General features: G+C 65.9%; 23 protein-coding genes and 2 pseudogenes. 12 read left to right on the forward strand and 13 right to left on the reverse strand.

Annotated elements, in window-relative coordinates:
- Positions 1–152 precede the first annotated feature (152 nt).
- A complete protein-coding gene (locus JX552_RS03890; RefSeq protein ID WP_205876184.1) occupies positions 153–365 on the forward strand; it encodes a hypothetical protein in 213 nt (70 codons plus the stop codon).
- A gap of 11 nt (positions 366–376) precedes the next feature.
- Here the strand turns inward: JX552_RS03890 and JX552_RS03895 are convergent, their stop codons facing one another.
- Positions 377–2,779, reverse strand: coding sequence for an AAA family ATPase (locus JX552_RS03895; RefSeq protein WP_205876185.1), 2,403 nt, complete (start codon positions 2,777–2,779; stop codon positions 377–379).
- Between the two features lie 458 nt (positions 2,780–3,237).
- On the opposite strand from JX552_RS03895, the pseudogene JX552_RS31820 reads away from it, so the two are divergent.
- A pseudogene (locus tag JX552_RS31820) lies at positions 3,238–3,579 on the forward strand (hypothetical protein); the annotation flags it as partial.
- Here the strand turns inward: JX552_RS31820 and JX552_RS03905 are convergent.
- From JX552_RS03905 to JX552_RS03915, 3 genes are read right to left on the reverse strand one after another with little or no spacing between them, the layout of a single operon-like run.
- Positions 3,576–4,178, reverse strand: a complete 603-nt coding sequence (locus tag JX552_RS03905; RefSeq protein WP_205876186.1) for a hypothetical protein — start codon at positions 4,176–4,178, stop codon at positions 3,576–3,578. The pseudogene JX552_RS31820 and the gene JX552_RS03905 sit on opposite strands and share 4 nt — an antisense overlap.
- Positions 4,175–4,939 (reverse strand): hypothetical protein, encoded by a 765-nt coding sequence (locus JX552_RS03910; RefSeq protein ID WP_241010872.1) that lies wholly within the window; start codon positions 4,937–4,939, stop codon positions 4,175–4,177. Before JX552_RS03910 ends, JX552_RS03905 begins: the two co-directional genes overlap by 4 nt.
- A 34-nt stretch (positions 4,940–4,973) precedes the next feature.
- Entirely contained in the window at positions 4,974–6,173 is a 1,200-nt protein-coding gene (locus tag JX552_RS03915) for an acyl-CoA dehydrogenase (RefSeq protein WP_205876187.1), read from the reverse strand.
- A 35-nt stretch (positions 6,174–6,208) separates the two neighbouring features.
- On the opposite strand from JX552_RS03915, the gene JX552_RS03920 reads away from it, so the two are divergent.
- The 6 genes from JX552_RS03920 to JX552_RS03945 are packed head-to-tail and all read left to right on the forward strand — an operon-like array spanning position 6,209 to position 11,499.
- Complete coding sequence (locus JX552_RS03920) at positions 6,209–6,592, forward strand: DUF3054 domain-containing protein (RefSeq protein WP_205876188.1); 384 nt, start codon at positions 6,209–6,211, stop codon at positions 6,590–6,592.
- Positions 6,593–6,604: 12 nt separating this feature from the next.
- On the forward strand, positions 6,605–7,513 hold the full coding sequence (locus JX552_RS03925; protein ID WP_205876189.1) for an SAM-dependent methyltransferase: 909 nt from the start codon (positions 6,605–6,607) through the stop codon (positions 7,511–7,513).
- Positions 7,510–7,992 carry a GNAT family N-acetyltransferase gene (locus JX552_RS03930; protein WP_205876190.1) on the forward strand — a complete coding sequence of 161 codons (483 nt, stop codon included), beginning with the start codon at positions 7,510–7,512 and terminating at the stop codon, positions 7,990–7,992. Before JX552_RS03925 ends, JX552_RS03930 begins: the two co-directional genes overlap by 4 nt.
- Positions 7,989–9,062, forward strand: a complete 1,074-nt coding sequence (locus JX552_RS03935; protein WP_205876191.1) for an LLM class flavin-dependent oxidoreductase — start codon at positions 7,989–7,991, stop codon at positions 9,060–9,062. The genes JX552_RS03930 and JX552_RS03935 overlap by 4 nt, the downstream gene beginning before the upstream one ends.
- On the forward strand, positions 9,059–10,174 hold the full coding sequence (locus JX552_RS03940) for an LLM class flavin-dependent oxidoreductase (protein WP_205876192.1): 1,116 nt from the start codon (positions 9,059–9,061) through the stop codon (positions 10,172–10,174). The genes JX552_RS03935 and JX552_RS03940 overlap by 4 nt, the downstream gene beginning before the upstream one ends.
- Positions 10,171–11,499, forward strand: coding sequence for an NtaA/DmoA family FMN-dependent monooxygenase (locus JX552_RS03945; RefSeq protein WP_205876193.1), 1,329 nt, complete (start codon positions 10,171–10,173; stop codon positions 11,497–11,499). The genes JX552_RS03940 and JX552_RS03945 overlap by 4 nt, the downstream gene beginning before the upstream one ends.
- A 342-nt stretch (positions 11,500–11,841) precedes the next feature.
- Here the strand turns inward: JX552_RS03945 and JX552_RS03950 are convergent, their stop codons facing one another.
- Together JX552_RS03950 and JX552_RS03955 are read right to left on the reverse strand one after the other, a co-directional pair.
- Entirely contained in the window at positions 11,842–12,138 is a 297-nt protein-coding gene (locus tag JX552_RS03950) for a hypothetical protein (RefSeq protein ID WP_241010873.1), read from the reverse strand.
- 247 nt (positions 12,139–12,385) lie between these two features.
- On the reverse strand, positions 12,386–13,138 hold the full coding sequence (locus JX552_RS03955) for an MBL fold metallo-hydrolase (protein ID WP_205876195.1): 753 nt from the start codon (positions 13,136–13,138) through the stop codon (positions 12,386–12,388).
- A 151-nt stretch (positions 13,139–13,289) separates the two neighbouring features.
- On the opposite strand from JX552_RS03955, the gene fgd reads away from it, so the two are divergent.
- Genes fgd through JX552_RS03970 form a run of 3 tightly spaced genes read left to right on the forward strand, consistent with a single transcriptional unit; the run spans position 13,290 to position 17,518 of the window.
- Positions 13,290–14,300, forward strand: coding sequence for a glucose-6-phosphate dehydrogenase (coenzyme-F420) (fgd, locus tag JX552_RS03960; RefSeq protein ID WP_205876196.1), 1,011 nt, complete (start codon positions 13,290–13,292; stop codon positions 14,298–14,300).
- Positions 14,301–14,310: 10 nt separating this feature from the next.
- The gene (gene pta / locus JX552_RS03965; protein ID WP_205876197.1) at positions 14,311–16,380 is read left to right on the forward strand and encodes a phosphate acetyltransferase; all 2,070 of its coding nucleotides are present in this window, start codon (positions 14,311–14,313) and stop codon (positions 16,378–16,380) included.
- On the forward strand, positions 16,373–17,518 hold the full coding sequence (locus tag JX552_RS03970; RefSeq protein WP_205876198.1) for an acetate kinase: 1,146 nt from the start codon (positions 16,373–16,375) through the stop codon (positions 17,516–17,518). The genes pta and JX552_RS03970 overlap by 8 nt, the downstream gene beginning before the upstream one ends.
- On the opposite strand, the gene JX552_RS03975 is transcribed toward JX552_RS03970, so the two are convergent.
- Entirely contained in the window at positions 17,513–18,694 is a 1,182-nt protein-coding gene (locus JX552_RS03975) for a DUF1501 domain-containing protein (protein WP_205876199.1), read from the reverse strand. The two genes, JX552_RS03970 and JX552_RS03975, sit on opposite strands and share 6 nt — an antisense overlap.
- A complete protein-coding gene (locus tag JX552_RS03980; RefSeq protein ID WP_205876200.1) occupies positions 18,691–19,995 on the reverse strand; it encodes a DUF1800 domain-containing protein in 1,305 nt (434 codons plus the stop codon). The genes JX552_RS03975 and JX552_RS03980 overlap by 4 nt, the downstream gene beginning before the upstream one ends.
- 190 nt (positions 19,996–20,185) lie before the next feature.
- On the opposite strand from JX552_RS03980, the gene JX552_RS03985 reads away from it, so the two are divergent.
- Positions 20,186–21,049 carry an endonuclease domain-containing protein gene (locus tag JX552_RS03985; protein WP_205876201.1) on the forward strand — a complete coding sequence of 288 codons (864 nt, stop codon included), beginning with the start codon at positions 20,186–20,188 and terminating at the stop codon, positions 21,047–21,049.
- A gap of 218 nt (positions 21,050–21,267) precedes the next feature.
- Here JX552_RS03985 and JX552_RS03990 read toward each other — a convergent pair whose 3' ends face one another.
- From JX552_RS03990 to glnX, 5 genes and pseudogenes are all read right to left on the reverse strand, one after another.
- On the reverse strand, positions 21,268–21,516 hold the full coding sequence (locus tag JX552_RS03990) for a hypothetical protein (RefSeq protein WP_205876202.1): 249 nt from the start codon (positions 21,514–21,516) through the stop codon (positions 21,268–21,270).
- A 9-nt stretch (positions 21,517–21,525) separates the two neighbouring features.
- On the reverse strand, positions 21,526–21,945 hold the full coding sequence (locus JX552_RS03995) for an Hsp20/alpha crystallin family protein (RefSeq protein ID WP_205878197.1): 420 nt from the start codon (positions 21,943–21,945) through the stop codon (positions 21,526–21,528).
- 148 nt (positions 21,946–22,093) lie between these two features.
- Positions 22,094–24,382, reverse strand: coding sequence for a serine/threonine-protein kinase PknG (locus tag JX552_RS04000; RefSeq protein WP_205878199.1), 2,289 nt, complete (start codon positions 24,380–24,382; stop codon positions 22,094–22,096).
- Positions 24,382–25,346, reverse strand: a pseudogene (locus JX552_RS04005) (glutamate ABC transporter substrate-binding protein). The gene JX552_RS04000 and the pseudogene JX552_RS04005 overlap by 1 nt, the downstream one beginning before the upstream one ends.
- A complete protein-coding gene (gene glnX / locus JX552_RS04010; protein ID WP_205876203.1) occupies positions 25,343–26,662 on the reverse strand; it encodes a protein kinase G-activating protein GlnX in 1,320 nt (439 codons plus the stop codon). Before glnX ends, JX552_RS04005 begins: the two are co-directional and overlap by 4 nt.
- Positions 26,663–26,668: the final 6 nt, after the last annotated feature.

The following is a 26,668-nucleotide window of genomic DNA, read 5'->3' on the forward strand; positions in this document are numbered from 1 at the left end:
GCTGGCGATCGAAACGGCCACCGCTGGTGGGTATGCGCCGATCACCGGCTATCTTCCCGCGCCGGTCAACGCCGTTGCGAACGGTGGCGTGTGGACATCCCTGATCATTGGCGCGGGCAGTCCTGTGACGCCGGATCGCAGCGAAAACCGGGGTGAAAGTCACGGCGAAGTGGGGCTGGCCGGAAGTGCCGGGAGCGGTCAAGCTCGCGACATTGATTCAAGCGTCCCGGTTGTTCGCGCGTCGACAGGCACCGTTCGGCGTGACGGGAAATCCCGAGGTTGGGCAACTGCGCCTGCTGGAACGCCTCGACGTGGATTTGGTGACGAGTGTTCGCCCGTATGCCCGTGTCTGGGGAGCGGTGTAGGCGATGGCCAGTTATCGGCCAGAACTTCGCGGGCTGGACGCTAATCTTTCCATTGCCCTCGTCAACTCGCTGCTTGCGTGCCGCAAGTTATCCCTTAACCTGCGCTGTCCGTCATACGCAGTATGGTCGGGAATGATGGAGTAAAGGGCATCTTCGCCCAGAAGGTAATCGACAAATGCTCTAGTTTTTCCGCGCCAACCGCCGCCGCGATGACTGATTGCGCTCCGCATGGCCTCGAATACTTCGCGCTCACGCACAGGCGTGACGTCAGCCATTGTCGATAGATACTCAAAGTCGGTCCTCGCCCAATGAAGGTGCTGCTCGCCCGCAGAAGTAATTTCGACGCGGTTGGCGGCCGTCACGTCTGTCACTGTTGGATCGTAGTCGTAACATAAACCCGTTTTCAGGAGTGCGTCTAACCAGCTATAGACTGCACGCGCATCAAAGTTTAGCCCTTCGCAGTACTGGATAATCTGGCTGACCGAGATGAGGCGGCCGATACCCTCTTCGAGTGGCGTATCGTCTAATAGCTGAAGAACTGATAGACCCGTCAGTGGAGACGAGTCAGAGTCGACCATTCCAAAGATATTTTGGACGAACTCATGTTGCTCCACTGGATAAATATCGTAGTTAGCGCGGAGGATCGCATTCATCGCCTTGTGGCGCGACACCATGCCGGCCTCACCTGCAAGATAGGCTTTCAGCAAGTCTTCGACCGCGAGATGTCCCGAAGTTACAAACTGCCTTGCGAGCCGCAAAGATCGGCGTACATCGCTATTGGCGAGTGCGCCGATCCATCTGGACACATTGTCTGTCTGCAGGAAAACTCTCTGGAGTGACTGCGTAAACGCGGTGAGATCCTTCACGCTCAGGGAAATGCCTCGCTTAACAAAGTATCTGTCGTCAGGACGCTGCCGATCGGCATCTTCCGCACGATTTTGGAGGAAGTCGATTCTCTTGCGAATGATTTCCTCAGTTGGCGGAGTAGGAAGAAAAAGCGCTTCGTGGTCGAATGACTGAAGGGCCCCGTGTTTGGAAAGTTGCCAACTAGTCCTGTCGGTAATAGGTAGAATGATCAGGCATACAGATTTTTCATAGATTGATCTCGCGTATTGATAGACCTTTTCCTGAAAGGCGATGTCGAAGTGATCGGCGTTATCGAAGATGATTACCGGAATCCTCTTGCGGCCTGTGACGACGTGGCGAACAAGTCCATTTATGTAGTCGTTAGGTCGGCTCTGTCTTTTGACTTCGATAGATTCGCCAAACTTTATCTGAAACTGCACCTTATCCGTTTCATACAAGCGGTTCCACGGACCACGACTCAAACGACGGTACTCGTCAAAAAACATTCCTTCGAGTTCCTCAAATGCGGGAGGGTCATCGCCGTATATAGCTTCTTCCAGAGACTCCAAAAGGTGTTGATCGAGCCACTCGATGACCGACAAACTGTCGCCTGTGCTGTCCGCCATATTTATTCGACATGAAATGCATTGACTAGCGAGTTGCCGCGGAAGCACCCTTGCGAAGAATCGCGTGATAAATGTTGTTTTTCCTGCGCCCTTTGCGCCGACGATGACCACGAATTCATGTCGCTTAGTTTGAGCCGCCCTTTGGATAAGTTGGAGTAAGACTTCTGGATCTCCTGAGTCTATTGACCGAACGCGCTGAATAATATCTTCGGAAATCCTCGCGAGGCGCGCATCTGCTACCTCGCTCTCTGCTGTTGTGACGAAGCAGTCAGACAAGAGGTCTGGATCGTCATCGCCAGTGAGACGATCGAAGAATGCCGTCATCACTCGATCGAGATCTGACGCAAGAACGGACATCGTCAATAGATTGGCAGAGCCTCGTTCCCGGAGGCTCTTCGCGAACGCAGACCGACGGATCGGTTGCCCCTCAACCTCTTGGAAGTAAGCCCTGTACTCATGCCGCTCCACGTCATCACGCGATAGGAGATGATAGAACAACTTGAAGTTATCCGAAACGCTTTCGAGCGTCGAAAAGGCAAAGGCCATACCGCGCATCGTGTCGGTGCCGTCGCCTAGTCGGTTTCCTCTGAACACAATCCATTGGCGTCCATTTGTGACACAAGCCAATTCGGCGTTCTTGCTGCCGCAATATCGAATCGCCTGTTCTACGCCTTCCTTCGCCGCTTCCGATCTAAAAATCGGTCCGTTTAAAATGTGACCTCTTCCGGTGTCTCGGGCGTCAACATCGAGACTGCGACCATCTTTTTTAGCTTCAACGATCAGTCTTGATCGCCCGTCGATTGTGAAGACGTAGTCAACAAAGCCACCTGCAGTTGCATTTTCCGCTAGGAACTCGGAAGCATGCCAGCCGAGTACATTGGTGAAAATCGGATTGATAACTTTCGCGCGAACGTCTGCTTCAGTCACCAGCGTTTCGCTCAAGGTAGCAACCTCTTGCTTGAGTTCTTGAAACCTTGTATATGCGCTGTCAAGTGGATCCAAAGCTCCCCCGTTCTTCGCGATCTACTTGGATTTGAACGCGCCTTCGCTCAGTCCGAACAACTATAACCACCGAGGCCCTCAAGCGCGTTGGAGGGTTTCCGCGAGGCGATTCGTCTCGGATTGCCCGCTTCGCTAACGGTCAGTTGATGTCGACGGTTTCGCACTCGTCGTAGGTCTCAGCAAAGTCCGAAGCTTGGCGCGCTGCTCGGCAGTCAACGGTGGTGCTTCGGCCGCGACACGACGCACGTACTCGTCAATCGCAGACGAATTGGTTTCCGACATGGACTCAACTGTACCGCTGAAACCGACAACCGGTAGCTTTGTAATCGCAGGTCAGGGGCACACCGCTGCGTCACCGCCACCAGCGCAAAGTGAATGGTTTTCGGGCCAACCTGTTTCACCACCTGATGAAGACGTTCTGGGGCTGGACCGGGAAACAACTCGCCGACGGCACCCTGATCCTGACCTCCCCGGCCGGGGAGACTCATGTCACCACTCCCGGCTCAACCCTGCTGTTCCCGAGCCTGTGCCACGCCGTGGGCGGCACGCCCGCCCCCGAAGCCCAGACCCCACCACAGCAGGACTATTGCGGCCAACGCACCGCGATGATGCGCTAACGCCGCCGCACCCGCACCCGCCGCGTCGCCGCCCAACGCCGCTCCAACCACCAAAACCGCACCACCGCCCACCACCCCACCGACGGCCCCGGACCACCCGAGGGCGAACCCCCGCCCTTCTAAGTGGGCCAGGCGCTCGCGGTGTTCCGGAAGTTGGCATTTGGAGGATTGCAAAAGTCTGAGTTCGTCCCGGCAAGCAGGACGAAATAGCCCTCGCCCTTGTGGGTGAAACTGTATGGCGGGTAACTCCATCCGCTGTTGCACATCGACGTCGGCGTGCCCATCGTCGCCCGGCGCCAACTGGACTTGGCGCAGGCGGTGAGGGCATCGACATCGGAGACGCCACTCTTGGCGATCACCAGCATCCCGCCACCCCATTGGCCGTCGGCCCGGCGGTAGGCGCGCGCCCCGAACCCGGCCCCGTTCGTTTGACAACCCAAGGCCCGTTGCAGCGGTTGGAAGACGGTGGCGAGATCGCGATTGGTGAGAGCGGCTGCGGCGTTGATGAACTGCGCCGCGTCGGAACCGTCGACCTCCTGCACATTCGGGTCATGGAAGCTGAACAGCTGCTGGGAGATCGCGCTCGCGTTACCGCCGCCGCCGATGACGGGTCCGCTACCGGTGGAATTCATCGGGGGCAGCCCCCCGGGGTCGGCCGCTGCCGTCGGCGCCAGGCACAACGATAGGGTGGCGATCAACGCAAGGCGGGCAAGCGTTTTCACTGTTCGATGGCGTCCTGGTCCACGTTGCGCTTTGCGCGCACAGCCGGCCGCGCGGACCGTCGCCGCGGAATGCGCTCGGTGATGCCACTCATCGAGGTGATCATCCTGTTGAGGCTATCGACCGCAGACTCAAGGGTGTCAGCCGTGGGCGTCATCCGCTCCACGGCGGGCGCCAGCCGGCTCAGGATTTCCGCGGCCTCGGTGAATTGTTCGAGCGGTCCGTTCTTCGCCAGCAGCTTGTCGACGATCCCGTCCTCGGCGAACATCCGCTCGATAATCCCGTCCTCGGCGAACATCCGCTCGAGGGGCCCGTCCGTGGCGAGCAGCCGATCCGCGAGCCCGCCGGGCTCCAGGATCCGCTCCAACGCGCTGCCCTCGACGGATACCCGATCGAGTAACCCGCCGGGCGCGGTCAACAGGTCGACAACCCCACCCGGACGCATCAGCTTGTCCGCCGGCCCACCGCGGATCAGGGCGCGCCCCATCGCTCGGTCGTTTTCGGTCAACTCGGCAACTCGGTTGGCGCCAACGAGTGCGCCGCGCAACGGAAACAGGTCGGTAATCGGGTCGACTGTCTTCGGGGCTTCCTCGCCCAAGGACTGCTTCACAGCCCCGAGCGCCATGGCACCGACGGCGAGTCCGGCGTCGGCCACCGCGACGCCGGCCCGGACAGGGGCCATCGCTACACCGGCAATGGCTTTGCTGAGGTTCACGCGGCAAGTGTATGGCTCGGTGCCGTCTCCCGTGGGCGACAGCGCCAAAGATGTCACCCACAGTGTGCCCCGGGCCGCCGCGTCACCGGAATGCGGCTATGCCGGTGAACGCCTGACCCAGGACCAGCTGATGCATCTCCGGGGTGCCCTCGTAAGTCAACACCGATTCCAGGTTGACCATGTGCCGGATCACGGGGTACTCCAGCGATATTCCGTTGCCGCCCAATATTGTTCGCGCCGTGCGGCAGATCTCGATCGCCTCGCGGGTGTTGTTGAGCTTGCCGAAGCTCACCTGGTCCGGGCGCAGGCCCACGCCGTCTTTGAGCCGGCCCAGGTGCAGCGACAGTAACTGCCCCTTATGCAGTTCGACCGCCATATCCACCAGCTTGGCCTGGGTCAACTGGAACCCGGCGATCGGGCGTCCGAACTGGGTGCGCTGGCTCGCGTACTCCAGCGCGGCCTGCCAGGCCGAACGGGCCGCACCCATCGAGCCCCAGACAATGCCGTAGCGCGCTTCGGACAGGCAGGCCAGTGGTCCCTTGAGGCCCACCGCACCGGGCAACAAGGCATCGTCGGGCAACCGTACGTCGTCGAGCACCAACTCACTGGTGATCGACGCCCGCAGCGACAGCTTGTGGTGAATGGTGTTGGCCGAGAACCCCGGGGTGTCCGTCGGGACGATGAAGCCGCGAACCCCTTCGTCGGTCGCGGCCCACACCACCGCGACATCCGCGATCGAACCGTTGGTGATCCACATCTTGCGACCGTTGAGCACCCAATCCGAGCCGTCGCGTCGCGCTCGGGTCTTCATCGCGGCCGGGTCTGATCCCGCGTCGGGTTCGGTCAAGCCGAAGCAACCGAGCAACTCGCCGGCCGCCATGCCAGGCAACCACCGCTGCTTTTGCTCCTCCGACCCGTTGTTCCAGATCGCGAACATCGCCAGCGACCCCTGCACCGACACCAGCGACCGGATGCCGGAGTCGGCGGCCTCCAGCTCCAGGCAGGCCAATCCGTAGTGGACGGCGGACGCGCCGCCGCAGCCGTAGCCCTCGAGATGCATGCCCAGCAGGCCGAGCTCGCCGAATTGCTTGGCCAGGTCACGTGCCACCGGCAGGTCGCCGTCCTCGAACCACTGGCCGACGTGCGGTATCACCTGCTCCGCGCAGAACGCCCGGACCGTGTCGCGCACGGCGATCTCGTCGCTGGACAGCGACGCGTCCAGCCCCAGCGGGTCAAAAGGATCGAATGCCGGCGGCTTGCGGTCATGGGTATCGGTGCTCATGGGTCAATCCTGCCTTCGCCCGGTAGTCTCGCTGCATGCAACCGCGGCGGGGGCTGGCGTGGCTCGGTGTAGACGTGGTGGCGGTGCTGGTCTTCTGTGCCCTCGGACGCCGCAGCCACGATGAAGGCGTCAACGTCAGCGGGTTGGCCACGACCGCCTGGCCGTTCCTCAGCGGAACGGCCCTGGGCTGGCTCATATCGCAGGGCTGGCGTCGTCCGACGGCCGTGGCGCCCACCGGAGTGATCGTCTGGGTATCGACCGTGGTGGTCGGAATGCTGCTGCGTAAGGCCAGCTCAGCCAGCGTGGCCGGGGCCTTCGTGGTGGTCGCCTCGACGGTGACCGCCGTGTTCCTGCTCGGGTGGCGGGCGGCTGTCACAGTCCTCTCAGCACGCGCGGGCCGGCACGGTTCGGACGGCTGACGGCCGCACCAGATGGCACGTACCGACGGAGACACCTGGGACCCGGCCACCAGCGTCGGCATGACCGCTACGTTCGGTGCGGTCGCCAGGGCGGTGGGAACCAACAAGGGTCTGATCAACGATCCGTTCGCCGACCCGTTGGTGCGCGCCGCCGGCGTGGATTACTTCGTCCGGGTGATTGAGGACGAGCAGTACGCGGCCGACGGCGGCGGCGACCCGGTCATGTACGGAATGCTCAACATCCTCGCCGTGCACGGCCGGTTCTTGGACGAGTATCTGACCACGGCCGCACGAGACGGTATCCGTCAGGCGGTCAACCTGGGCTGCGGTTTGGACACGCGGGCGTACCGGTTGTGGTGGCCGCCCGGCACGACGGTGTACGAGTGCGACCAGCCGGGAGTAATGGATTTCAAGTCGCAGGTGCTTCGGGAGCTGGGCGGGAAGCTGACCGCGCATCGGTGTGCGGTGGCCGTCGACCTGCGCGACGATTGGCTGTCGGCGCTGTGCCGGGTCGGATTCGACCCCGCCCAGCCGACGGTCTGGATCGCCGAAAACCTGTTGGTGGGTTACCTGCCGCCGGACGCCCAGGATCGGTTGCTGCATCAGCTGAGTGCGTCCAGCGCGGCCGGCAGCCGGTTTGCCGCCGACCACATGCCGTGGACCGATGTGCAGCTGCAAGAGGGGCGGGCCTTCATCGAAGGCTGGCGGCAGGAGGGCCTGGACATCGACCTGGGCAAGTTGACCTACTCCGCCGAATTCGGTTCTCTACCGGAGAATCTCGAGGCGCACGGCTGGCAGATCGCCGACCAGACGCTGATCGAGTTGCTGTCCAACGTCGGGTTGGCGGGGCGGCGACGGGTGAGCCCGCACGATCTGGCGATCACCCCCCGCTACGTCACCGCGAGGTTGGCGCAGCGGTGACGGGCGAGCTGCGCTTTGTGCCGGCCGCCTTGACTGACCCGCTGGCCGAGCCGCTGCTGGTTGCGCTGGCCGACGAGTACGCGCAACGCTACGGCGCGGATCCACAACGGATCGCCGAGTGGCTCATCGACGGTCCCGAGGGCGAGTTCTCGGCTCCCCAGGGCGGGATGCTGCTCGGCCTGCTGAACGGCGAACCGGTGACCGGCGGAGCCTTCTGCCGGTTCGATGCCGAAACCGCCGAACTCAAGCGGATCTGGACGCACCGCGAGCACCGTCGCCGCGGCTACGCCAGAGCTCTGCTGGCGGCGCTGGAATCGGAGATCGCCACCCGTGGTTACACCAGGGTGTATCTCATCACCGGCGACCGGCAGCATGAGGCCGAGGAGCTCTACGAAGCCACGGGGTACACCCGGTTGTCCGAACCGCTGCCGTCGCAGGGCCCGGTGTTTCCGATCGCTTTTCTGAAGGCACTCACATGACGCTTCATCTCGGCGTCGCGCTGGACGGGTACGGCTGGCATACGCAGGCCTGGGCGCTGACGAGCGAAACCCGCTCGGTGCTCAGCGGAGGGTACTGGGCCGATCTCGCGGTGACCGCCGAACGCGGCATGCTCGACTTCCTGACCATCGACGACTCGCTGATGCCACAGCCGGGACGCCGCGAGCGCATCGATCCCCGACGGCTGGCCGGTCGTGGTGACGCCGTGTTGGTTGCCGCCCGCGTCGCGCCGGCCACCCGGCACATCGGGCTGATCCCGGTCGCCACCGTCACCCACACCGAGCCCTTCCACATCTCCAAAGCCATTGCCACTCTTGACTATGTGTCACACGGCCGGGCCGGCTGGCAGCCACGGGTCAGCGTCACCACGCACGAGGCGGCGCTGTTCGGCAGGCGTACCGTGCGGCCCGAAGAGCTGTTTCCCGAAGCCCGGGACCATGTCGAGGTGGTGCGCCGGTTGTGGGACAGCTGGGAAGACGGCGCGGTGATCCGCGACGTCGCCACCGGCCGTTACGTCGACCGGGACAAGCTGCACTACATCGACTTCACTGGCCCCTTCTTCGCCGTGAAAGGGCCGTCGATCACGCCCCGTCCCCCGCAGGGCCAGCCGGTGATCGCCGCTCTGGCCCACGCCGCGTCGGTCTACGAGTTCGCCGCCGACAGCGCCGACATCGTGTTCGTCACGCCTGCCGACACGTCGGTACAGGGTCTCGTGGACGAGGTACGCGGGGTCGGTGAGCATCTGAAAGTTTTCGCCGACATCGTGGTTTCGTTCCACGGCGAGACGGACTTCCGGTCCGACACGCTGGTCTGGGGCGGCAGGGCAGCCGAACTGGTGGACATGCTGCTGGCCTGGCAGCGCGTGGGTATCGACGGTGTGCGGCTGCGTCCCGCAGTGCACGGCAGCGACCTCCCGGTGATCGTCGACGAGGTGGTGCCGCTACTGCAGCGCGCGGGCCAGTTCCGCTCTGCCTACCGCGATGGCGAGACGCTGCGCCAACGGCTCAAGCTTCCCCCGGCGCTCAACCGATACCAGGCGGTGCAACGATGATTCCGTTGTCGATCCTGGACCTGGCGCCGATCAGCGCCGGCAGTGACGCGGCGACCGCGCTGCGCAACACCATCGACCTGGCGCAGCACGCCGAGCGGTGGGGCTACCGCCGATACTGGATCGCCGAACATCACTTCGTGGGTGTCGCCAGTTCCTCACCCGCCGTCCTGATCGGTCAGATCGCCGCGGCTACCAACACAATTCGGGTGGGCGCGGCGGCCGTGCAACTCGGCTACACCACCGCCGTCGCGGTCGTCGAGAACTTCGGCATGCTCGACGCCTTCTACCCCGGCCGCATCGACCTCGGTGTCGGCCGGTCTGGGCAGCGTCGCTCGGAGGAGGGCAAGCCGAAGAAGCCCCGCCAGGCCCGTCCGCCGCGGGTGTGGCACGAGGTCGACGGTGTGGTGGTTCCCACGCCATTCGACCTGCGCGGCATGCTCGACCTCGAACGGCTGGCGGCCACCATGGCGATCCTGCAACAGCCCGAAGCGATTTCGCCCGATTTCGCCGAGCAGGTCAAGGACATCCTCGCTCTCCTGGAGGGCAGTTACCGTGCGGGGGAGTTCGACGTGCATGCGGTTCCTGGCGAGGGATGCGGACTGCGGCCGTGGATCTTCGGCAGCACGCGGGGCCAAAGTGCCCGGGTTGCCGGGGCGTTGGGGCTTCCGTTCGTTGCCAGTTACCACATCACGCCGGCCACCGCGCTCGAGGCCATCGAGGCATACCGCGACACGTTCGTGCCGTCGGCGGCCCTGGCCGAGCCGCATGTGGTGGTGTCCGCCGATATCGTGGTCGCCGACGACAGCGCGACCGCTGAGCGCTTGGCGGCCGGGTACGGCCACTGGGTGTACTCCATCCGAACCGGCGTCGGCGCCATGCCCTATCCGGCCCCGGCTGACTGCGGTCCGCTCACCGATGAGCAACATGAATTGGTAAAGGACCGCCTGGCAACACGATTCGTCGGCAACTCGCAGGAGGTGGCCGATCGGCTGCGGGCGCTGTCGCGGGTCACCGGAGCCGACGAACTGGTCGTCACCTCCGTCACCCACCGCCACTGCGACCGGTTGCGCTCGCACGAGCTGATCGCGCAAGAGTGGGGACTGACCCGTTGAGCCGCAAGCCGATTCATCTTGCGGCCCACTTCCCGGGTGTCAACAACACGACGGTGTGGACCGACCCGGCCGCGGGTAGTCAGATCGAGTTCGAGTCGTTCGTGCACCTAGCGCGCACCGCCGAACGCGGACTGTTCGACTTCTTCTTCCTGGCCGAAGGATTGCGCCTGCGCGAGCACCGTGGCCGCATACACGACCTGGACGTGGTGGGCCGCCCGGACACCTTCACCGTGCTCGCGGCACTGGCCGCCGTCACCGACCGCATCGGGCTGACCGGAACCATCAACACCACCTTCAACGAACCCTTCGAAGTTGCAAGGCAATTCGCCACGCTTGATCACCTGTCGGATGGCCGGGCGGGCTGGAACATCGTCACGTCGTCGGATGCCTTCACCGGCGCCAACTTTCGCCGGGGTGGTTTTCTCGCCCACACCGACCGCTACCGGCGGGCCGCGGAGTTCGTCACCGTGGCGCGCATGTTCTGGGACAGCTGGACACCGGATGCGGTGCTGCGCGCGGACGGCGTCTACGTGGACCCGGCCGGGATCCGCAGCGTTGAATTCACGGGTTCGCAGTTTGACGTCCGCGGCTTCGCGACCCTGCCGGCGGGCCCACAAGGCCACCCGGTGCTGCTGCAGGCTGGTGACTCCGACGAGGGACGCGACTTCGGCGCACGGTATGCCGACGCGCTGTTCACGCTGCACGGTTCACTCGAGGACGGCCGACGCTACTACTCCGACGTCAAGGGCCGGGCCCGCAAGTTCGGCCGGGATCCCAACTCGCTCAAGGTTTTTCCGGCTGCTACCTTCGTGCTCGGCGACACCGCCGGCGAAGCCGAGGACAAGGCCCGGCACATCCGTGGTCAGCAGGTCAGCGGGGCGACGGCGATCGTGATGCTGGAACAGCTCTGGGGACGCGAGCTCTCCGGCTTCGACCCGGACGGGCCGCTACCCGAGTTCGATCCGGTCGTCGACAGCGACATCACCCAGGGGCGGGTGCGCCACGGTGACCCCGTTGCGGTGGCGCGACGCTGGCGGGCGCGGGCCGAAGCGGAGAACCTGTCCATCCGCGACCTAGTGACCGCGGCCACCAGTCGGGAACAATTCGTCGGCACGCCAACACAGATCGCCGATGAGATCGACTGCTACGTGCAGGCCGACGCGTGCGACGGGTTCATCCTGGTTCCGCACCTGACGCCGCATGGCCTCGACGAGTTCGTCGACCGCGTGGTCCCCCTGCTACAGGAGCGCGGCGCATTCCGGACCGGGTACCCGGGTGGGACGCTGCGAGAGAATCTGGGATTGAGCGACCCGCGCAGCGGTTAGCGGTCCTATTTCTCTTGTCGCACACAGACATTCCACGTGGGTATGACGGTCCTGAAAATTGGTGCACTAAGCAATAGTTGCTGTGACATATGATTGTCTTACCAGCGAGGACGACAAGGAGGTGATCGGGGATGGCTTACGAGCTTTTGTTCCAGGATGACGAAATTATCTGCGGGGCAATCATGTTCGCGACCGGAGAGCTGGGCGAGTGACCACTCGCCGAAGTGGGTCGTCCGACGGGTAGGCGGTCGGGAACGCGGACTCTGCTGCTTGAGCCGAGAGTGGCTGTCGCAGCTTTCGGGTCCGACGTTTCCCGGCCGCCTACGGTCCGGCCGTCAACGGTCAGGGACACATGAAGGAAATCGGTGGGCAGACAAAAGTGCCCGGCGGAAGTGGGCCCTCGGCCCAGACGCCTCCGGATACCTGGTGGACCTCGTGGCAGGTGTTCATGTCCCAGCCGGCGGCCAAGTCACGGATCTGCCACCAAACGGGGTCGCCCGGGCACCAGGTGCCGTGGCCGACCGGGTCATACACCAAATCGGCGTGGGCTGTCGCGGTGCCCGGTCCCACGGCGGTGAGCCACAACGTAGCGACTGCGCCGAAGCCGGTCATCAGAACGCCGGCGAGACTTCGCTTCACCGTGCTGACCATATTGTGTCCTTCCATAATTGGGCGCCGTTGTCTGGCGGCGGATTCTGCCACGGTCACATTGCATATCAAGGGCATCGCTACCGATCCCAAATTGCGTCGTCAACGCGTCACGTTGGGCGCCGACATCGGTGTCGGGGAGACCGTGGGTCGGCTCGAGGGCCGCTTTAACGTATGACGGTAGCGGGTTCCGCTCTGTCAATTCCGCACTTGTTCTCAGGCGGCTGATGCACCGGGATCAGCTCGCCCGGGCGCGCTTGAGTGCCGCGTCGGTGGCCTCGCGCATCGCCCCACGCCACAGCGGGCCGTGGCCGGGGGCCAGCACTTCGCTTTGCACCTGGCCCAGCACCGACAGGGTCTGGATGCAGTTCTGCTGGCTGTAGCTGAAGATGGCGGGAAGCAATTGCGGTCCGTCCTGACGGATCAGCGGATGGCCGGTGATGAGCGCGTCGCCACTGGCCAGCACCCCGTCGACCAGATATGAGCAATGGCCGTTGGTGTGTCCGGGACTGAACACGGGCTGGGGGTGGCCGGGCAATCCAGCGGCAACCGCCGGCGTCAATGCTTGCGTGGTCGGTATCCCGTCACGGATCAGGCCGCCACTGCGCACCACGTGCACCGTCCACGCCGCCCAGCGCGGGCGCCACAGCCGCAGCGCGAGGTCACCGATCGCCACCTGTTCCAGGTATTCGCGCTTAGCGTGACCCACCTCGTCGGCGTGGCAGTACACCGGCGTGCCGTGCTCGGCGGCGAACCAGATGGCGGTGCCCAGATGGTCGATATGGGCGTGGGTCAGCAGGATCGCGCGCACATCGGCGGGTCCGTAACCGAGCTTGCGCAGCGAGGTCAGCACCTCCCCGCGGTCACCCGGATAGCCGGCGTCGATCAGCATGACGCCGGTGTCGTCGGTTACCAGCGTCCAGTTGACCGCGGGGCCGTGTGCGAGGTGAACCTTGTCGGTTATCTGAACAAGCTGTGTCTGGCCGGACATGCCGATCAGCCTAGGAGCGATCGCAAGCGCGGCGAAGCCGGGCCGAAGCGGGTCGCGACGGTGAGCCTAGGAGCGATCGCAAGCGCGGCGAAGCCGGGGCGAAGCGGGTCGCGACGGTGAGCCTAGAAGCCACGAGGAGTAGAAAAGACTGGTGGCTGAACTGAAACTTGGGTACAAGGCGTCCGCCGAACAATTCGCACCGCGTGAGCTCGTTGAACTGGCCGTCCTGGCCGAAGGACACGGCATGGACAGCGCCACCGTCAGCGATCACTTCCAGCCCTGGCGGCATAAGGGCGGGCACGCCCCGTTCTCGCTGGCCTGGATGACGGCGGTGGGTGAACGCACCGAACGGCTGCAGTTGGGCACGTCGGTGCTCACCCCGACCTTCCGGTACAACCCCGCCGTCATCGCCCAGGCTTTCGCCACCATGTCCTGCTTGTACCCGGGCCGGGTGTTCCTGGGTGTCGGCACCGGCGAGGCACTGAACGAGATCGCCACCGGATACGAGGGCGCCTGGCCCGAATTCAAGGAACGGTTCGCCCGGCTGCGCGAGTCGGTGCGGCTGATGCGCGAGCTGTGGCGCGGTGACCGCGTCGACTTCGACGGCGAGTACTACCGCACCAAGGGCGCCTCGATCTACGACGTGCCCAAAGGCGGTGTACCCGTCTACATCGCCGCCGGCGGGCCGGCGGTCGCGAAGTACGCCGGTCGCGCCGGCGACGGCTTCATCTGCACTTCCGGCAAGGGGGAGGAGCTCTACACCGAGAAGCTCATCCCGGCCGTGAAGGAAGGCGCCGCGGCGGCCGACCGCAACGACGACGACATCGACAAGATGATCGAGATCAAGATCTCCTACGACACCGACCCGGACCTGGCGCTGGAGAACACCCGGTTCTGGGCGCCGTTGTCGCTGAGCGCCGAGCAGAAGCACAGCATCGACGACCCGATCGAGATGGAGAAGGCCGCCGACGCGCTGCCCATCGAGCAGATCGCCAAGCGCTGGATCGTCGCGTCGGACCCGGACGAAGCCGTGGAGAAGGTCGGCCAATACGTGACGTGGGGCCTCAACCACCTGGTGTTCCATTCGCCCGGACACGACCAACGCCGGTTCCTGGAGTTGTTCGAGAAAGATCTGGCGCCGCGACTCCGTAGACTTGGCTGACACGCCAGCCGTGTCCGCCTCCAGCATCTACATCGCGGCGCCCGAATCGGAGACCGGCAAGTCCACGATCGCCCTGGGGCTGATGCACCGGCTGGCGGCCACGGTCGCCAAAGTCGGTGTCTTCCGGCCCATTACGCGCCACGGTGAAGAACGGGACTACATCCTGGAGCTGCTGCTCGAGCACTCCACCGCGGGCCTCACCTACGAGCAGTGCGTCGGGGTGACTTACCAGCAGTTGCACGACGACAGCGACGCCGCGATCGCGCGCGTCGTCGAGGCATACCACGCGGTGGCCGAGCACTGCGACGCGGTGGTGATCGTCGGCAGCGACTACACCGACGTGACCAGTCCGGCCGAACTCTCGGTGAACGCGCGCATCGCGGTCAACCTGGGTGCGCCGGTGCTGCTGACCGTGCGTGGCACGCGTCGCACCCCAGACGAGGTCGCCAGCGTCGTCGAGGTGTGTCTGGCCGAGCTGTCCGCGCAGCGGGCGCACACCGCGGCCGTCGTCGCCAACCGGTGTGAACCCGGCGACCTGCAGGCCGTCGCGGACGCGTTGCGCAAGTTCACCCCGCGGGCCTACGTGCTGCCCGAGGAGCCGCTGTTGGCCGCGCCGACGGTGGCCGAACTGACGGCCGCGGTCGACGGGACACCGATCCGCGGTGACGAGCAACTGGCCCAGCGCGAGGTGATGGGCGTGATGGTCGCCGGCATGACCGCCGACCACTGCCTGGAGCGGTTGCGGGACGGCATGGCCGTGATCACACCCGGCGACCGCTCGGACGTGGTGCTCGCGGTCGTCAGCGCCCATGCGGCAGAAGGGTTTCCGTCATTGTCGTGTCTGGTGCTCAACGGCGGCTTCGATCTGCACCCGTCGATCGCGGCCTTGGTGGCCGGGCTGCGGCTGCGGCTACCCATCATCGCCACCGCGCTGGGCACCTACGACGCGGCCAGCGCGGCGGCCACGGCGCGCGGCCGGGTCACCGCTTCCTCGCAACGCAAGATCGACACCGCGCTGCAGTTGATGGATCGGCATGTCGATGCCGACGACTTGCTCGAGCAGCTGACCATCCCGATCCCGACGGTCACCACGCCGCAGATGTTCACCCATCAGTTGCAGGAGCGGGCCCGGACGGACCGCAAACACATCGTGTTGCCCGAAGGCGAGGACGACCGGATCCTGCGCTCGGCGGGCCGGCTGCTGCAGCGCTCCGTCGCCGACCTGACCATCCTGGGTGACGAGTCCCAAGTGCGTTCCCGCGCCGCGGAACTCGGCGTCAGCCTGGACGATGCGACGGTGATCGACCCGCGCGGCAGCGACCTGCACGAGCAGTTCGCGCAGCAATACGCCGACCTGCGCAAGGCGAAGGGCGTCACGCTGGAGCAAGCGCGCGAGATCATGAACGATGCCACCTACTTCGGCACCATGCTGGTGTACAACGGCAAAGTGGACGGGATGGTGTCCGGCGCTGTCCACACCACCGCGCACACCGTACGCCCGGCGCTGGAGATCATCCGCACGGTGCCCGACGTGTCCACCGTGTCCAGCATCTTCCTGATGTGTCTGCCCGACCGGGTGCTGGCCTACGGCGACTGCGCCATCATCCCCAACCCGACCACCGAACAGCTTGCCGACATCGCGATCTCTTCGGCGCGCACGGCCGCCCAGTTCGGCATCGTCCCGCGGGTGGCCATGCTGTCCTACTCGACGGGCGACTCGGGCTCCGGCGCAGACGTCGAAAAGGTCCGGAAGGCAACAGAACTGGTGCGGTCCCGGGATCCGCAGCTGCTGGTCGAGGGGCCGATCCAGTACGACGCGGCGGTCGACCCGTCGGTCGCGGCCACCAAGATGCGCGACTCGCCGGTGGCCGGTCGCGCCACCGTGCTGATCTTCCCCGACCTGAACACCGGCAACAACACCTACAAGGCGGTGCAGCGCTCCGCGGGCGCCATCGCTATCGGCCCGGTCCTGCAGGGTCTGCGCAAGCCGGTCAACGACCTGTCCCGGGGCGCATTGGTCGAAGACATCGTCAACACGGTGGCGATCACCGCGATTCAGGCGCAGGGCATCCATGGGTGACCGGCTGGTCCTGGTGATCAACTCCGGGTCCTCGTCGCTGAAATTCGCGCTCGTCGACCCTGACTCCGGTGCCTCGCGCGCTGCCGACACCGTCGAACAGATCGGGGAGCCGACATCGCCGGTCGCCGACCACGACGATGCGCTGCGTCGCGCGTTCGAGATGCTGCACGACGACGGCATCGACCTGCACGACTGCGGGCTGGTTGTGGTCGGGCACCGGGTGGTGCACGGCGGCAACCGTTTTCATCGTCCGACGCTACTGAACGACGAGGTGATCAGCGAACTCGACGAGCTCTCGCCGCTGGCCCCGCTGCACAATCCACCCGCCGTCCAGGGCATCGAAGTGGCGCGCAAACTGCTGCCGGGTGTGCCCCATGTCGCGGTGTTCGACACGGCTTTCTTCCACCATCTGCCGGCGGCTGCCGCGACCTACGCCATCGACCGTGACCTCGCGGACAGATGGCAGATCCGCCGATACGGATTCCACGGCACTTCACACGAATACGTCAGCCAGCAGGCGGCGGTTTTTCTGGGCAGGCCTACCGACGAGCTGAACCAGATCGTGCTGCACCTGGGCAACGGCGCGTCCGCATCGGCCATCGCGGGCGGGCGCCCGGTCGAGACCTCGATGGGGCTGACGCCGTTGGAGGGCCTGGTGATGGGCACCCGCAGCGGTGACATCGACGCGGGGGTTTTCAGCTATCTATGGCGGACCGCGAAAATGGACGTCGAAGAGATCGAATCAATGCTCAACAAGCGGTCCGGGGTGCTCGGGCTGGCCGGTGAGCGGGATTTCCGCCGGCTGCGCACCATGATCGAATCCGGTGATGCCGCGGCGACATTGGCCTACGATGTGTTCATCCACCGGCTGCGCAAGTACCTCGGCGCCTACCTGGCCGTGCTCGGACATACCGACGTGGTCAGCTTCACCGCCGGGATCGGCGAGCACGACGCGGCGGTGCGCCGGGATGCGTTGGCGGGGTTGGGGGAGTTGGGCGTCGTCCTCGACGAGGACCGCAATTCGGCCGCGGCTTCCGGCGCGCGCCGAATCTCCGCCGACGATTCGCCCATAACGGTCCTGGTGGTGCCGACGAACGAGGAACTGGCCATCGCCCGCGACTGCGTCAGCCTGCTATAGAAATCTCAGGCCGGTGCGGCCGGCGCCGACCGACGGTGTGGGGTCGGTGCCCAACGTCCGGGCCAGCAGCTCGTGGTAAACGTCGCGAAAGTCGGTGGTGTACTTCAGATCTCCGTGGTCGAGGTCGGTGAGGCTCGGCTCCTGGCCGTACCAGCCGCCCCGGACCGGCGTGCCGGCGACGAAGACCGGCCCGGCGGTGCCGTGGTCGGTTCCCTGGGAGGCGTTGGCGGCTACCCGGCGACCGAACTCGGAGTAGGCCAGCACCACCACGTTGCGGCCGCACCGGTCGCCGGCCATCTGCTGCAGGAAAGGCGTGATCGCCTCGTCGAACGTCTGCAGCAGCCGTTGCTGCGTCCCGCGCTCGTCGGCGTGGGTGTCGAAGCCGCCGAGATGCACCATGTACACCCGGGTGGGCACCCGGGCCATGATCGCCGCGGCGACCACATTCAAACGGCTGGCCAGGGCGTTGGTCGACTCGATCCCTGTGACGTTCTCGAACGCCACATCTGTCGATTGCGCGGCGCGATAGGTCCGGCGTACCGCTGCCATCGCAGGAGTGTCCCGCGGGTCGTCCACACCGAGGGCTTCGACCGTGGACCGGACCGGGTGCGTGCCGCTCGCGGCGATCTGGGCAGTGGAAAGCGCCGCAGCGGTGTGCTTTTCGCCCACCGCAAGCAGTGGCAGCACGCTGCCGACGCTGACCGCGCGTAGCGGGTCGTCACCCGTGGCGTCCAGCCACCGTCCGATCCAGCCGGTGGCAACCGGTGCGGCCGGCGACGCCGTCTGCCAGATGTCCATGGACCGGAAGTGGCTGTGATCGGGCTTGGGGTAACCCACGCCGCGCACGATCGCGAGGTGCCGATCGCGCCACAGCTGGGCCAGGCCCCGCAGCGCGGGGTTCAGGCCGAGCTGATCGTCGAGGTGCAGGACGTCCCCGGGGGCGTAGGCGAGGTCCGCCCGGGCATCGTGGTAGGCGGGGTCGGCGTAGGGGATGACGGTGTTGACGCCGTCGTTGCCGCCGTAGAGCGTGACGATGACCAGGACGCCGACGTTGTCGGCCAGCGGTCCGTCGTCCGCGGCGCGCAGCAGGTCCTCCCAACCGACTGCCACGCTGCCGGACAGCAGACCGAGCGCACCCACCCCGGCACCGGCTATCAGGAATTTGCGGCGGTTCATGACGTCAGGTACTCCGGGGTGTTGACGGCGGCCGCGACCAGTTGCGCCGGTCTGCGAACCAGCGGGCGCAGCGCGTCCACCGTGCGGTCGGTCCACGAACCCACGCCGATCAGATAGCCGACGGCGTCGACACGGTCACCGGCGGCGGCGCCCTCGATCAGCGACAGGTCGGCGGAACGGGCCAACTGCGCCGCGGCGCGCCACCGGGTACGTGCCGAGGCGGTGGTCAGCCAAACCTGGCCGCTCGGCCAGCCGTTGACGTCGGTGGGGAAGAACGGCCGCTGGCCCAAGGCTTTGAGGGTGGTCTCGATCAGTTTGCCGTGCTGGTCGGGGACGCTGAACGCACGGATCACCCCGACCAGCCACTCGACCGGGTTGTTGACGACGGTCGCGCGGCCGCCGGTGAACTCCTCGTCGGTGAGAATGGCGCGGGTCAGGGCCTTGAGGTCACGCTGCGGGCCGTAGGCGGCGACGACGCGCTGCAGCGCCGGCGCGGTCGGCGGCTCGTCGGACGCCAGCTGCTGCCACAGCCGCCTCGCGACATGGGCCGCAGAACCGGGCCGCGCCAGGACCGCGTCGCAGAACCCGGCGGCGTCGAAGTCGCCGGCGACCCCGAACAGCGTCTTGGATCCCGCGTCGTGGCGGCGTGGGACCAGTACGGCCTCGCCGTCACGGATCGTCCACCCGGTCAGTGCGCGGGCGCCGGCGCGCACGTCGTCCTCGGTGTAGCCGTTGTTGTGGCCGAGGGTGAACAGTTCCATGAACTCGCGGGCCAGGTTTTCGTTCGGGGCCCTGGCGGTGTTGAGCTGTCCGTCCAGCCAGCGCAGCATCGCGGCGTCGGTGAGCATGGCGTACGCCAGAGTCCGGAAGTCGCCCAGCTTCAACGTGCGCAGCTTCTGATTCTGCGCGGCCATGTACGCCGCGATCCGCACCTTCTGCGCGGAGGTGGCAAAGTGGCTGTGCCACAACAAGGTCAGCTTCTCGTGCAGCGGCTGTTCGGCGGCGATCATGCGACGCAGCCACCAGCGGGTGAGTTCGTCGTTCTGCTCGGAGAGCTGGCGGCGGTACTGCGCCCGCGCCGCCGTCGTGGCGCCTCTGCCGGGTGGCTGCGGGGTCGGGAGCGAAGGCATCGGGGTGGCCAGCGCGCCGCGGTCGGCGTCGGGATCGGCGGCCAGGACGGTATCGAGGTAGGTAGGCCAGTTCTGGCTCACCACAGCGTCGACTTCGGGGCCGATGGCCCCGAACCCGCTCCTGCGCAGGACGCGGGCCGTCATGATCCACCGCGGGGATTGCCCGGCCATAGTGGACCACTGTCGCGCGCAAACCTATGTTTTCGCTGAGTGTGGGCTAGCGGCTTCGCCTGTGCGGGCAGGGCGGGATCCGGGCCGGTTCTGCTCCCAGCACGCACACCCGAGTCCCAGGTTGCGCTCGCGATGGCCCTGTGGACAACTGACGGCGCGGGTCGACCGAATCGTGTGACGCTTGCGTGCCATGACCACTTTGGCCGAACCGTTCATCGGCAGCCGAGCACTGGCGGATGGCGTGGTCACCCGTCATCAGCTGCGCACGCAGTATCGGGTGGTGTTTCCGAATGTCTACCTGCCGAAAGGCCTGCAGCCGTCGCTGCGGCAGCGCACCGTCGCGGCCTGGTTGTGGTCGCGCCGGAGGGGCGCCATCGCGGGTGCGGCCGCGGCGGCCCTGCATGGCGCGAGGTGGATTCCCGAGGACGTTCCCATCGAACTGGTGCACCCCAATGCCAGGGCGCCGCACGGAGTGCTGACGCGACGCGACGTGTTGCTCGATGGCGAAGTTCAGGTGCTTGACGGCCTCGATGTCACCACTCCTGAGCGAACCGCTTTCGATATCGGCCGGCGCGGCGCGGTTCGCTCCGCGGTGGCGCGGCTCGACTCGTTGGCGCGCGCAACGGGTTTGAAGATCGATGACGTGCTGGCCATCGTAGCCTGTCATCCAGGCTCGCCCGGACTGCGGCGATTGGAGACGGCGCTCGAGCTGGTCGATGCCGGGGCGCAGTCCCCACGGGAGAGCTATCTTCGGCTACTGCTCATCGACGCCGGCTTCCCACGACCGCAGACGCAGATTCCGGTGTTGGGAGCCGACAACATTCCGCTCGCTTACCTCGATCTGGGTTGGCCGGATCTCATGGTCGCGGTCGAGTACGACGGCGATCAGCATCGTACGGACCGCCGTCAATTTGCCAAAGACATCCAACGTCTGGAAATGCTCGAGCGAATGGGCTGGATAATTGTGCGGGTGGTCGCGGAGAACCGACCCGCTGCCATTGTGCAGCGGGTCCGTGATGCCTTGGCGGCAGCTGCGGAGTGCTCCCGGATTTGACTGTGCGGCTACTGCTTTGACAGTGCGGCTACCGCCGAAATCCGGGCTGATTTCGGCAGTAGCCGCACACTCGATGTCAGGTATAGCGGAAAGGCGGCCGGCGCCCGCCCCGGCCTGGAAGCCCCAACGGGCAGTGGCGTCTGATCTGAGATGAACGCGCTCACTCAATCATGGCCGGGGTGCGGGCCGCTCGGCTATGTCGATTGAGATGCCATCACCTACCTTTCGCAGCTCAGTCGTGACGTTGTGACATGGGAAGTCGGAGGGCTGCGCTGGACGGCACGCACCTGACGCGCGGGTCCCTGCCTGGGCCTGCGCGCGGCGTACACCGTCACCGGTGGAGCCGACGGCCGGCGGTCAACCGCAACGGCCGCACACACGATGGCGTCCACCTCGGCGATCAGTTCGGCGACGTCAGCGTCCAGGGCGTTCAGGTCCAGCTCCGCCGGTGTCAACAGGCTGGTCATCGCGCGGTCTCAGGCGTTGATGACCTGGTGTCCGTTGCTTCGTTCGATCGAGATCTTGCGTGGTTTCGCCTTTTCGGCCACCGGGATTCGTAGCGTCAGCACCCCCGTGTCGTAGCAGGCCTGGATCTTTTCGGTGTCGAGGTTGTCGCCGAGCACGAGTTGCCGGCTGAACACACCGCGGGGCCGCTCGCTGGCCAGCATCTCCCGGCCAGGGTCGATTTCGGGACGCTCCGCGCGCACCGTCACCACGTTGCGCTCGATATCCAGATCCAGCGAATCCGCATCGATGCCGGGCAGATCGAATTCCACGACGAATGTCGTGCCGTCGCGCCAGGCGTCCATCGGCATCACCGACGGTCGGGACGCGGTCCCCGACACCGGCCGGGTGAAACGTTCGAAGTCACGGAACGGGTCGGTTCGCATTAGCATCGTCGCCACCTCCAACTCTCGATGTAGTTTCAAAGCCAGAGCAAATGTATGCCAATAGGCATATATTTGATCTACCATGCCGGGCATGTCGATGCAAGACCCGTCGGTGGAAAATTTTCCAATTCCGTTGCGGGCGTGAAGCTGCAAGTCAGAATGTACTGGTCGGACGCACCTGGTTGGCCATGTCCACCAGGGTGTAGCGGTGCCGTTGGGTAGGGGCCACCCTGGCTAGGCTGCGCAGCGACGCCTCGACGCCCAGTCGCAGCCCGTGGTCGGTGAACGGGAACCCTAGAATGTGGTTGGTGCTCGCCTCGTTGTCCTGCAACCAGTCCATCGCGCCGCCGAGCACCAGCGCGCGGATCTGCAACACCCTGGGTTCGGTGGGCGGCAGCGCCTCCACCCGGCGCGCCGCGTCGCGGATCTGCTCCTCGGTGATCTCACTCTGGGAACGTCCGGACAGCAGGGTCACCGCGCTGGTCAGCCGTGCGGTGGTGAAATGCCTTGAGGTGGGCGGTACTTCGTCGAGGGTCCGCACCGCCCCGCTCCGGTCACCCAAAGCCGAGCGGGCCCTGGCCAATCCGAACGCCGCCGAGATCACACCGTCGTTGGTGCCCCACACCGTCTGGTAGTACCTGTGCTCGTCGGGCTCACCGGCCAGTTCGTTCGTGGCCGCGAGCGCCAGCTTCGGCGCCAACTCACCGGGGAAGGTGTCGAGCACCTCCGTGAAATGCTTGATCGCCGACTCGTAGTCGCCGGTGAGCAGTCCGGCCACCGCGCGGTACCAGACCAGCCGCCATTGCCAGCCGACCCGCTCGGCGAGATCCTCGAGTTTGCGGGTGGCCTTGCTGACGTCTCCGAGATCCAGCAGGGCCCGAACCTCCATCAGCGGCAGCTCGACGGACTCGCTGAGGTCCAGTCCCTCGGCGTCCAGCGAGCCGTGACGGGCCGCGCGCAACGAATCCAGCGTCTGCACCGGCTGCGAAAGCACCGTCGCCTGCAGCACCGGAGCGGCGACGTCGGTCGGGTCGACAAGCGGCACCGACAGCGCGGTGACGATCTCCTTGGCCGTCAGTTTCTCCGAGTGCACCTGACCGTCCAGGTAGACGTCGGTGTGCGCGACCAACAAGTCCACGCCGAAGGTCGACCGGCTGGGACTGAAGATCGTCGACAACCCGGGGCGCGGGATGCCGGTGTCCTGGGCCACCACCTCGCGCAGCACGCCCATCAGCTGGCCCGACATCTCCTCGGCGCTGGTGAACCGCCGACGCGGGTCGGGATCGATGGCGCGGCGCAACAGGCGCGCGAACGAGTCGTACTGCGCCAGAATGGGGTCGTCGTCGGGTAACCCGTCGACATAACGCCCGTTGCGGGTGCGCAGAGTGAGTGTCAGGGCCGCCAGTGTGCGGCCCACGGTGTAGATGTCGGTGGCCACCGTGGGCCCGGTGCGCACGATCTCGGGAGCCTGGTAACCCGGGGTGCCGTACAGGTAGCCGAACGAGTTGATCCGCGACACCGCGCCGAGGTCGATCAGTTTGAGCTGCTCCTCGGTGAGCATGATGTTCTCCGGCTTGAGGTCGTTGTAGACCAGGCCGATGGAGTGCAGATAGCTCAGGGCGGGAAGGATTTCCAGGATGTAGGCGATGGCCTCGGCGACCGGGAGGTTTTCCCCGCGGCCCCGCTTGAGCGACTGGCCGCCGATGTACTCCATGACGATGTAACCGACCGGATCGCCGTGCTTGTCGTTGTGTTCGACGAAGTTGAAGATCTGCACGATCGAGGGGTGCACCACTTCGGCGAGAAACTGCCGCTCGGCCATCGCGATGGCCTGCGCCTCGGCGTCACCGGAATGGACCAGTCCCTTGAGCACCACCGGGCGGTCGTTGACGTTGTGGTCCAGCGCCAGATAGACCCAGCCCAGGCCGCCGTGCGCGATGCAGCCTTTGACCTCGTACTGACCGGCGATGATGTCGCCCGGATTCAATTGCGGCAGAAACGAATACGGGCTGCCGCAGTAGGGACACCAGCCCTCGGAGGCGCCTTTGCCCTCCGAACCGGACCGCCCGACCGGCCGTCCGCAGTTCCAGCAGAACCGTTTGGATTCCGGGACCACCGGGTTCTTCATCAACGCTTTGAGCGGATCGATGTCGGGGGTCCGCGGAATCTCTACCAGGCCGCCGCCGAGCTGACGGACGGCCGGGAGCGCCCGGGTGGCCACCGACATCCGGTCCTGCGGCTGGGTGTCGACGCTGCCCAACGAGATCTGGAAATCGTCGTCATCGTCATCGTCGTCGAAGTCGGGCCGGAACAGCGCCTGGGTGGCCTGCGGCCTTCCCGTGGTCGCGGTCGCGCCCGTCTGGGCCTCTTCCGGCTGGGCATCCGGCTGCGTGCCGGGCGACTCCTCCTGGCCCAGGTCGTTCTCTTGCGCCGGCTTGCCCATCAGTCCAAGTACCTTGGCTGCGGCGGCAGCGGCGCCGGGCCCAGCACCGTCAACCATTTGCGGTACAGCGTGTTCCAGGTGCCGTCGGTGCGGATCCGTTCCAGCGTGCCGTTGACGAACCGGACCAGCCCGGTGTTGTCCAGGTTGATGCCGATGCCATAGGGCTGGGTGGCCATGTTCGGCCCGACGATGTGCAGGTAGGGGTCCTCTTCCACCAACCCGGCCAGGATCGAGTCGTCTGTGCTGACGGCGTCGATCTGGCGCTGCTGCATGGCCACCAGGCAGTCGGCCCAGTTCACCACCGACACGATCGCCGCCGGCGGGTTGATCTCGCGAATGCGGCGCAGCGAGGTGGTGCCCCGGGCCACGCAGACCCGTTTACCGGACAGGTCGGACACCTTGGCGATCGCCGAGTCCCTCGGGGCGAGGATGCGCTGGTTGGCATCGAGGTAGACGGTGGAGAAGTTCACCAGCTTGCGCCGCTCGCAGGTGATGGTCATGGTCTTGACGACCACGTCGACCTGTGACTTCTGCAGGGCGGTGATGCGTTCGTCGGCCGACAGGATGCGGTACTCGACGTGCGAGGGCCCGCCGAAGATGTCGCGCGCCACCTCACCGGCTATGTCGACGTCGAACCCGGTGATCTCCCGGTGATCGGGTCACGGAAGCTGAACAGATTGCTGCCGATGTCCAGGCCGACGATCAGCCGGCCGCGGGTGCGGATGTTGGCCACCGCGGCGTCCGCGTCGGCCTTGTTGGGGAACGGACGCAGGCTGGCGGTCGGGTTGCAGTCCTGGCTGGTGTTGTCCGGCGGCAGCGGGGCTTCCAGCGGCAGTTCCTGCATGCCGACGGGCGTCGGCAGCGGCAGCGTCGGCGTCACCTCCACCTTCAGCGTGTCCGGATGTCCGCAGCCCGCCAACAGCAACGCCGCGGCGGCCAGCGCGGCTATCCGCCGCGGGATCACCGGTACTCCTTCAACCGGGGCCACAGACCCAGCGCGACGGCGATCGCCGCGCCGAGGCTGAGCACCACCGCGCCGACCTGCGCTCCCGCCAGGCCGCGTTTTGCGTTGAGGACGTCGTTGCGCAGGTGGTTGCGACTCTGTGCCATCGCTTTGGTGAGGGCCTCGTCGAGCTTGTCGAAGGCGGGGGTGGAGTCGTCCTCACCCTTGCCGAGCGCCACCTGGGTCGCGGCCCGGTAGTTTCCGACGGAGATGTAGGCGTTGATCCGGTCGTTGGCCTGCTGCCAGCGCACCAGCAACTGGTCGGCTCCCTGCAGGTCGGGTTTGTCGACGGCGTCACGGCGCGTCATGTAGGCGTCGAGCTGGTGGTGCATGGCGTCGATCCGTTGGTAGAAGGCCTGCTTGCGAACCTCTTCGTCGCCACGCCGAATCAGCGAGAGGGTCTCGTCGGCGCGGGCCTGCTGGGCGGTGATGGCCAGGTTGGTCACGGTCCGCAGCGACTCGGCCGCCGTGTCCTTGGCGCTACGGCTGGCCGTCGTCGAGATCGTCAGCGCCGTGCCCACCCAGACCACCATGATGAGAATACCGAGCCCGCCGACGACCAGCCCCGGGTTGACGCGCCGCCGCGTGCGCCGGGCCAGCCAGCGGTGGGCGAACGCGCCGAAGGCCACGGTGGTGGTGACGACCAGGATCACCGGAGCCGGGATCTGGGTGGACGCCGTGGTCTCACCGTCCACCCGGGCCGACGTCGCCTGGTAGAGCTGTTGCGCATCGGGCAGGATGCGCGACTGCATCAGCCCGGAGGCCTCCGACAGGTACGACGAGCCGACCGGGTTACCCGCCCTGTTGTTGGTGCGGGCGATCTCGACTAGCCCCGTATACACCGCCAACTCGGCGTTGATCCGGCCCAGCAGCTGCACCAGGGGTTCGTCGGTCAGGCCACTGGACGCCCGCGTCACCGCCACCGCCGCATCGGTGATGGCCTGTTCGTAGCGCAACCGGACGGCACGCGGCTCGGTCTGGGCGATGAACGCGGTCGCCGCGGCGGCATCGGCCACCGACAGGGTGGTGTAGAGCCGGCCGGCCGCAAAGGACAGCGGCTCGGTGTGCTCGAGCACGGTGGTCAGCACCTGCTGGCGGTGATTGATGGTGGTCGAGGTGGCGAAAGCGCTCGACACCCCCAAAGCCGCCAGCACGATCCCGATGGTGAGGATGCGCCCCGGCGTGGTCGAGATGAACCACCAGCGGGGATGAGCCGGTTCCGCGGGCGAGCGCGATCCTGCCGGCTCGGTCGACGGATGCGCCAGCTCAACCGTCACGTCTGC

It is taken from the genome of Mycobacterium gordonae (assembly GCF_017086405.1).
GTDB classification, from domain to species: Bacteria; Actinomycetota; Actinomycetes; order Mycobacteriales; family Mycobacteriaceae; genus Mycobacterium; species Mycobacterium gordonae_D.

What these genes read in the sequence shown, in the direction of transcription:
- JX552_RS03915 (WP_205876187.1), bottom strand. Translation starts at nt 6,173, where the DNA reads ATGAGCACCGATACCCATGACCGCAAGCCGCCGGCATTCGATCCTTTT.
- JX552_RS03920 (WP_205876188.1), top strand. Translation starts at nt 6,209, where the DNA reads ATGCAACCGCGGCGGGGGCTGGCGTGGCTCGGTGTAGACGTGGTGGCG.
- JX552_RS03925 (WP_205876189.1), top strand. Translation starts at nt 6,605, where the DNA reads ATGGCACGTACCGACGGAGACACCTGGGACCCGGCCACCAGCGTCGGC.
- JX552_RS03935 (WP_205876191.1), top strand. Translation starts at nt 7,989, where the DNA reads ATGACGCTTCATCTCGGCGTCGCGCTGGACGGGTACGGCTGGCATACG.
- JX552_RS03940 (WP_205876192.1), top strand. Translation starts at nt 9,059, where the DNA reads ATGATTCCGTTGTCGATCCTGGACCTGGCGCCGATCAGCGCCGGCAGT.
- JX552_RS03955 (WP_205876195.1), bottom strand. Translation starts at nt 13,138, where the DNA reads ATGTCCGGCCAGACACAGCTTGTTCAGATAACCGACAAGGTTCACCTC.
- JX552_RS03970 (WP_205876198.1), top strand. Translation starts at nt 16,373, where the DNA reads ATGGGTGACCGGCTGGTCCTGGTGATCAACTCCGGGTCCTCGTCGCTG.
- JX552_RS03975 (WP_205876199.1), bottom strand. Translation starts at nt 18,694, where the DNA reads ATGAACCGCCGCAAATTCCTGATAGCCGGTGCCGGGGTGGGTGCGCTC.
- JX552_RS03980 (WP_205876200.1), bottom strand. Translation starts at nt 19,995, where the DNA reads ATGGCCGGGCAATCCCCGCGGTGGATCATGACGGCCCGCGTCCTGCGC.
- JX552_RS03985 (WP_205876201.1), top strand. Translation starts at nt 20,186, where the DNA reads ATGACCACTTTGGCCGAACCGTTCATCGGCAGCCGAGCACTGGCGGAT.
- JX552_RS03990 (WP_205876202.1), bottom strand. Translation starts at nt 21,516, where the DNA reads ATGACCAGCCTGTTGACACCGGCGGAGCTGGACCTGAACGCCCTGGAC.
- JX552_RS03995 (WP_205878197.1), bottom strand. Translation starts at nt 21,945, where the DNA reads ATGCTAATGCGAACCGACCCGTTCCGTGACTTCGAACGTTTCACCCGG.
- JX552_RS04000 (WP_205878199.1), bottom strand. Translation starts at nt 24,382, where the DNA reads ATGGGCAAGCCGGCGCAAGAGAACGACCTGGGCCAGGAGGAGTCGCCC.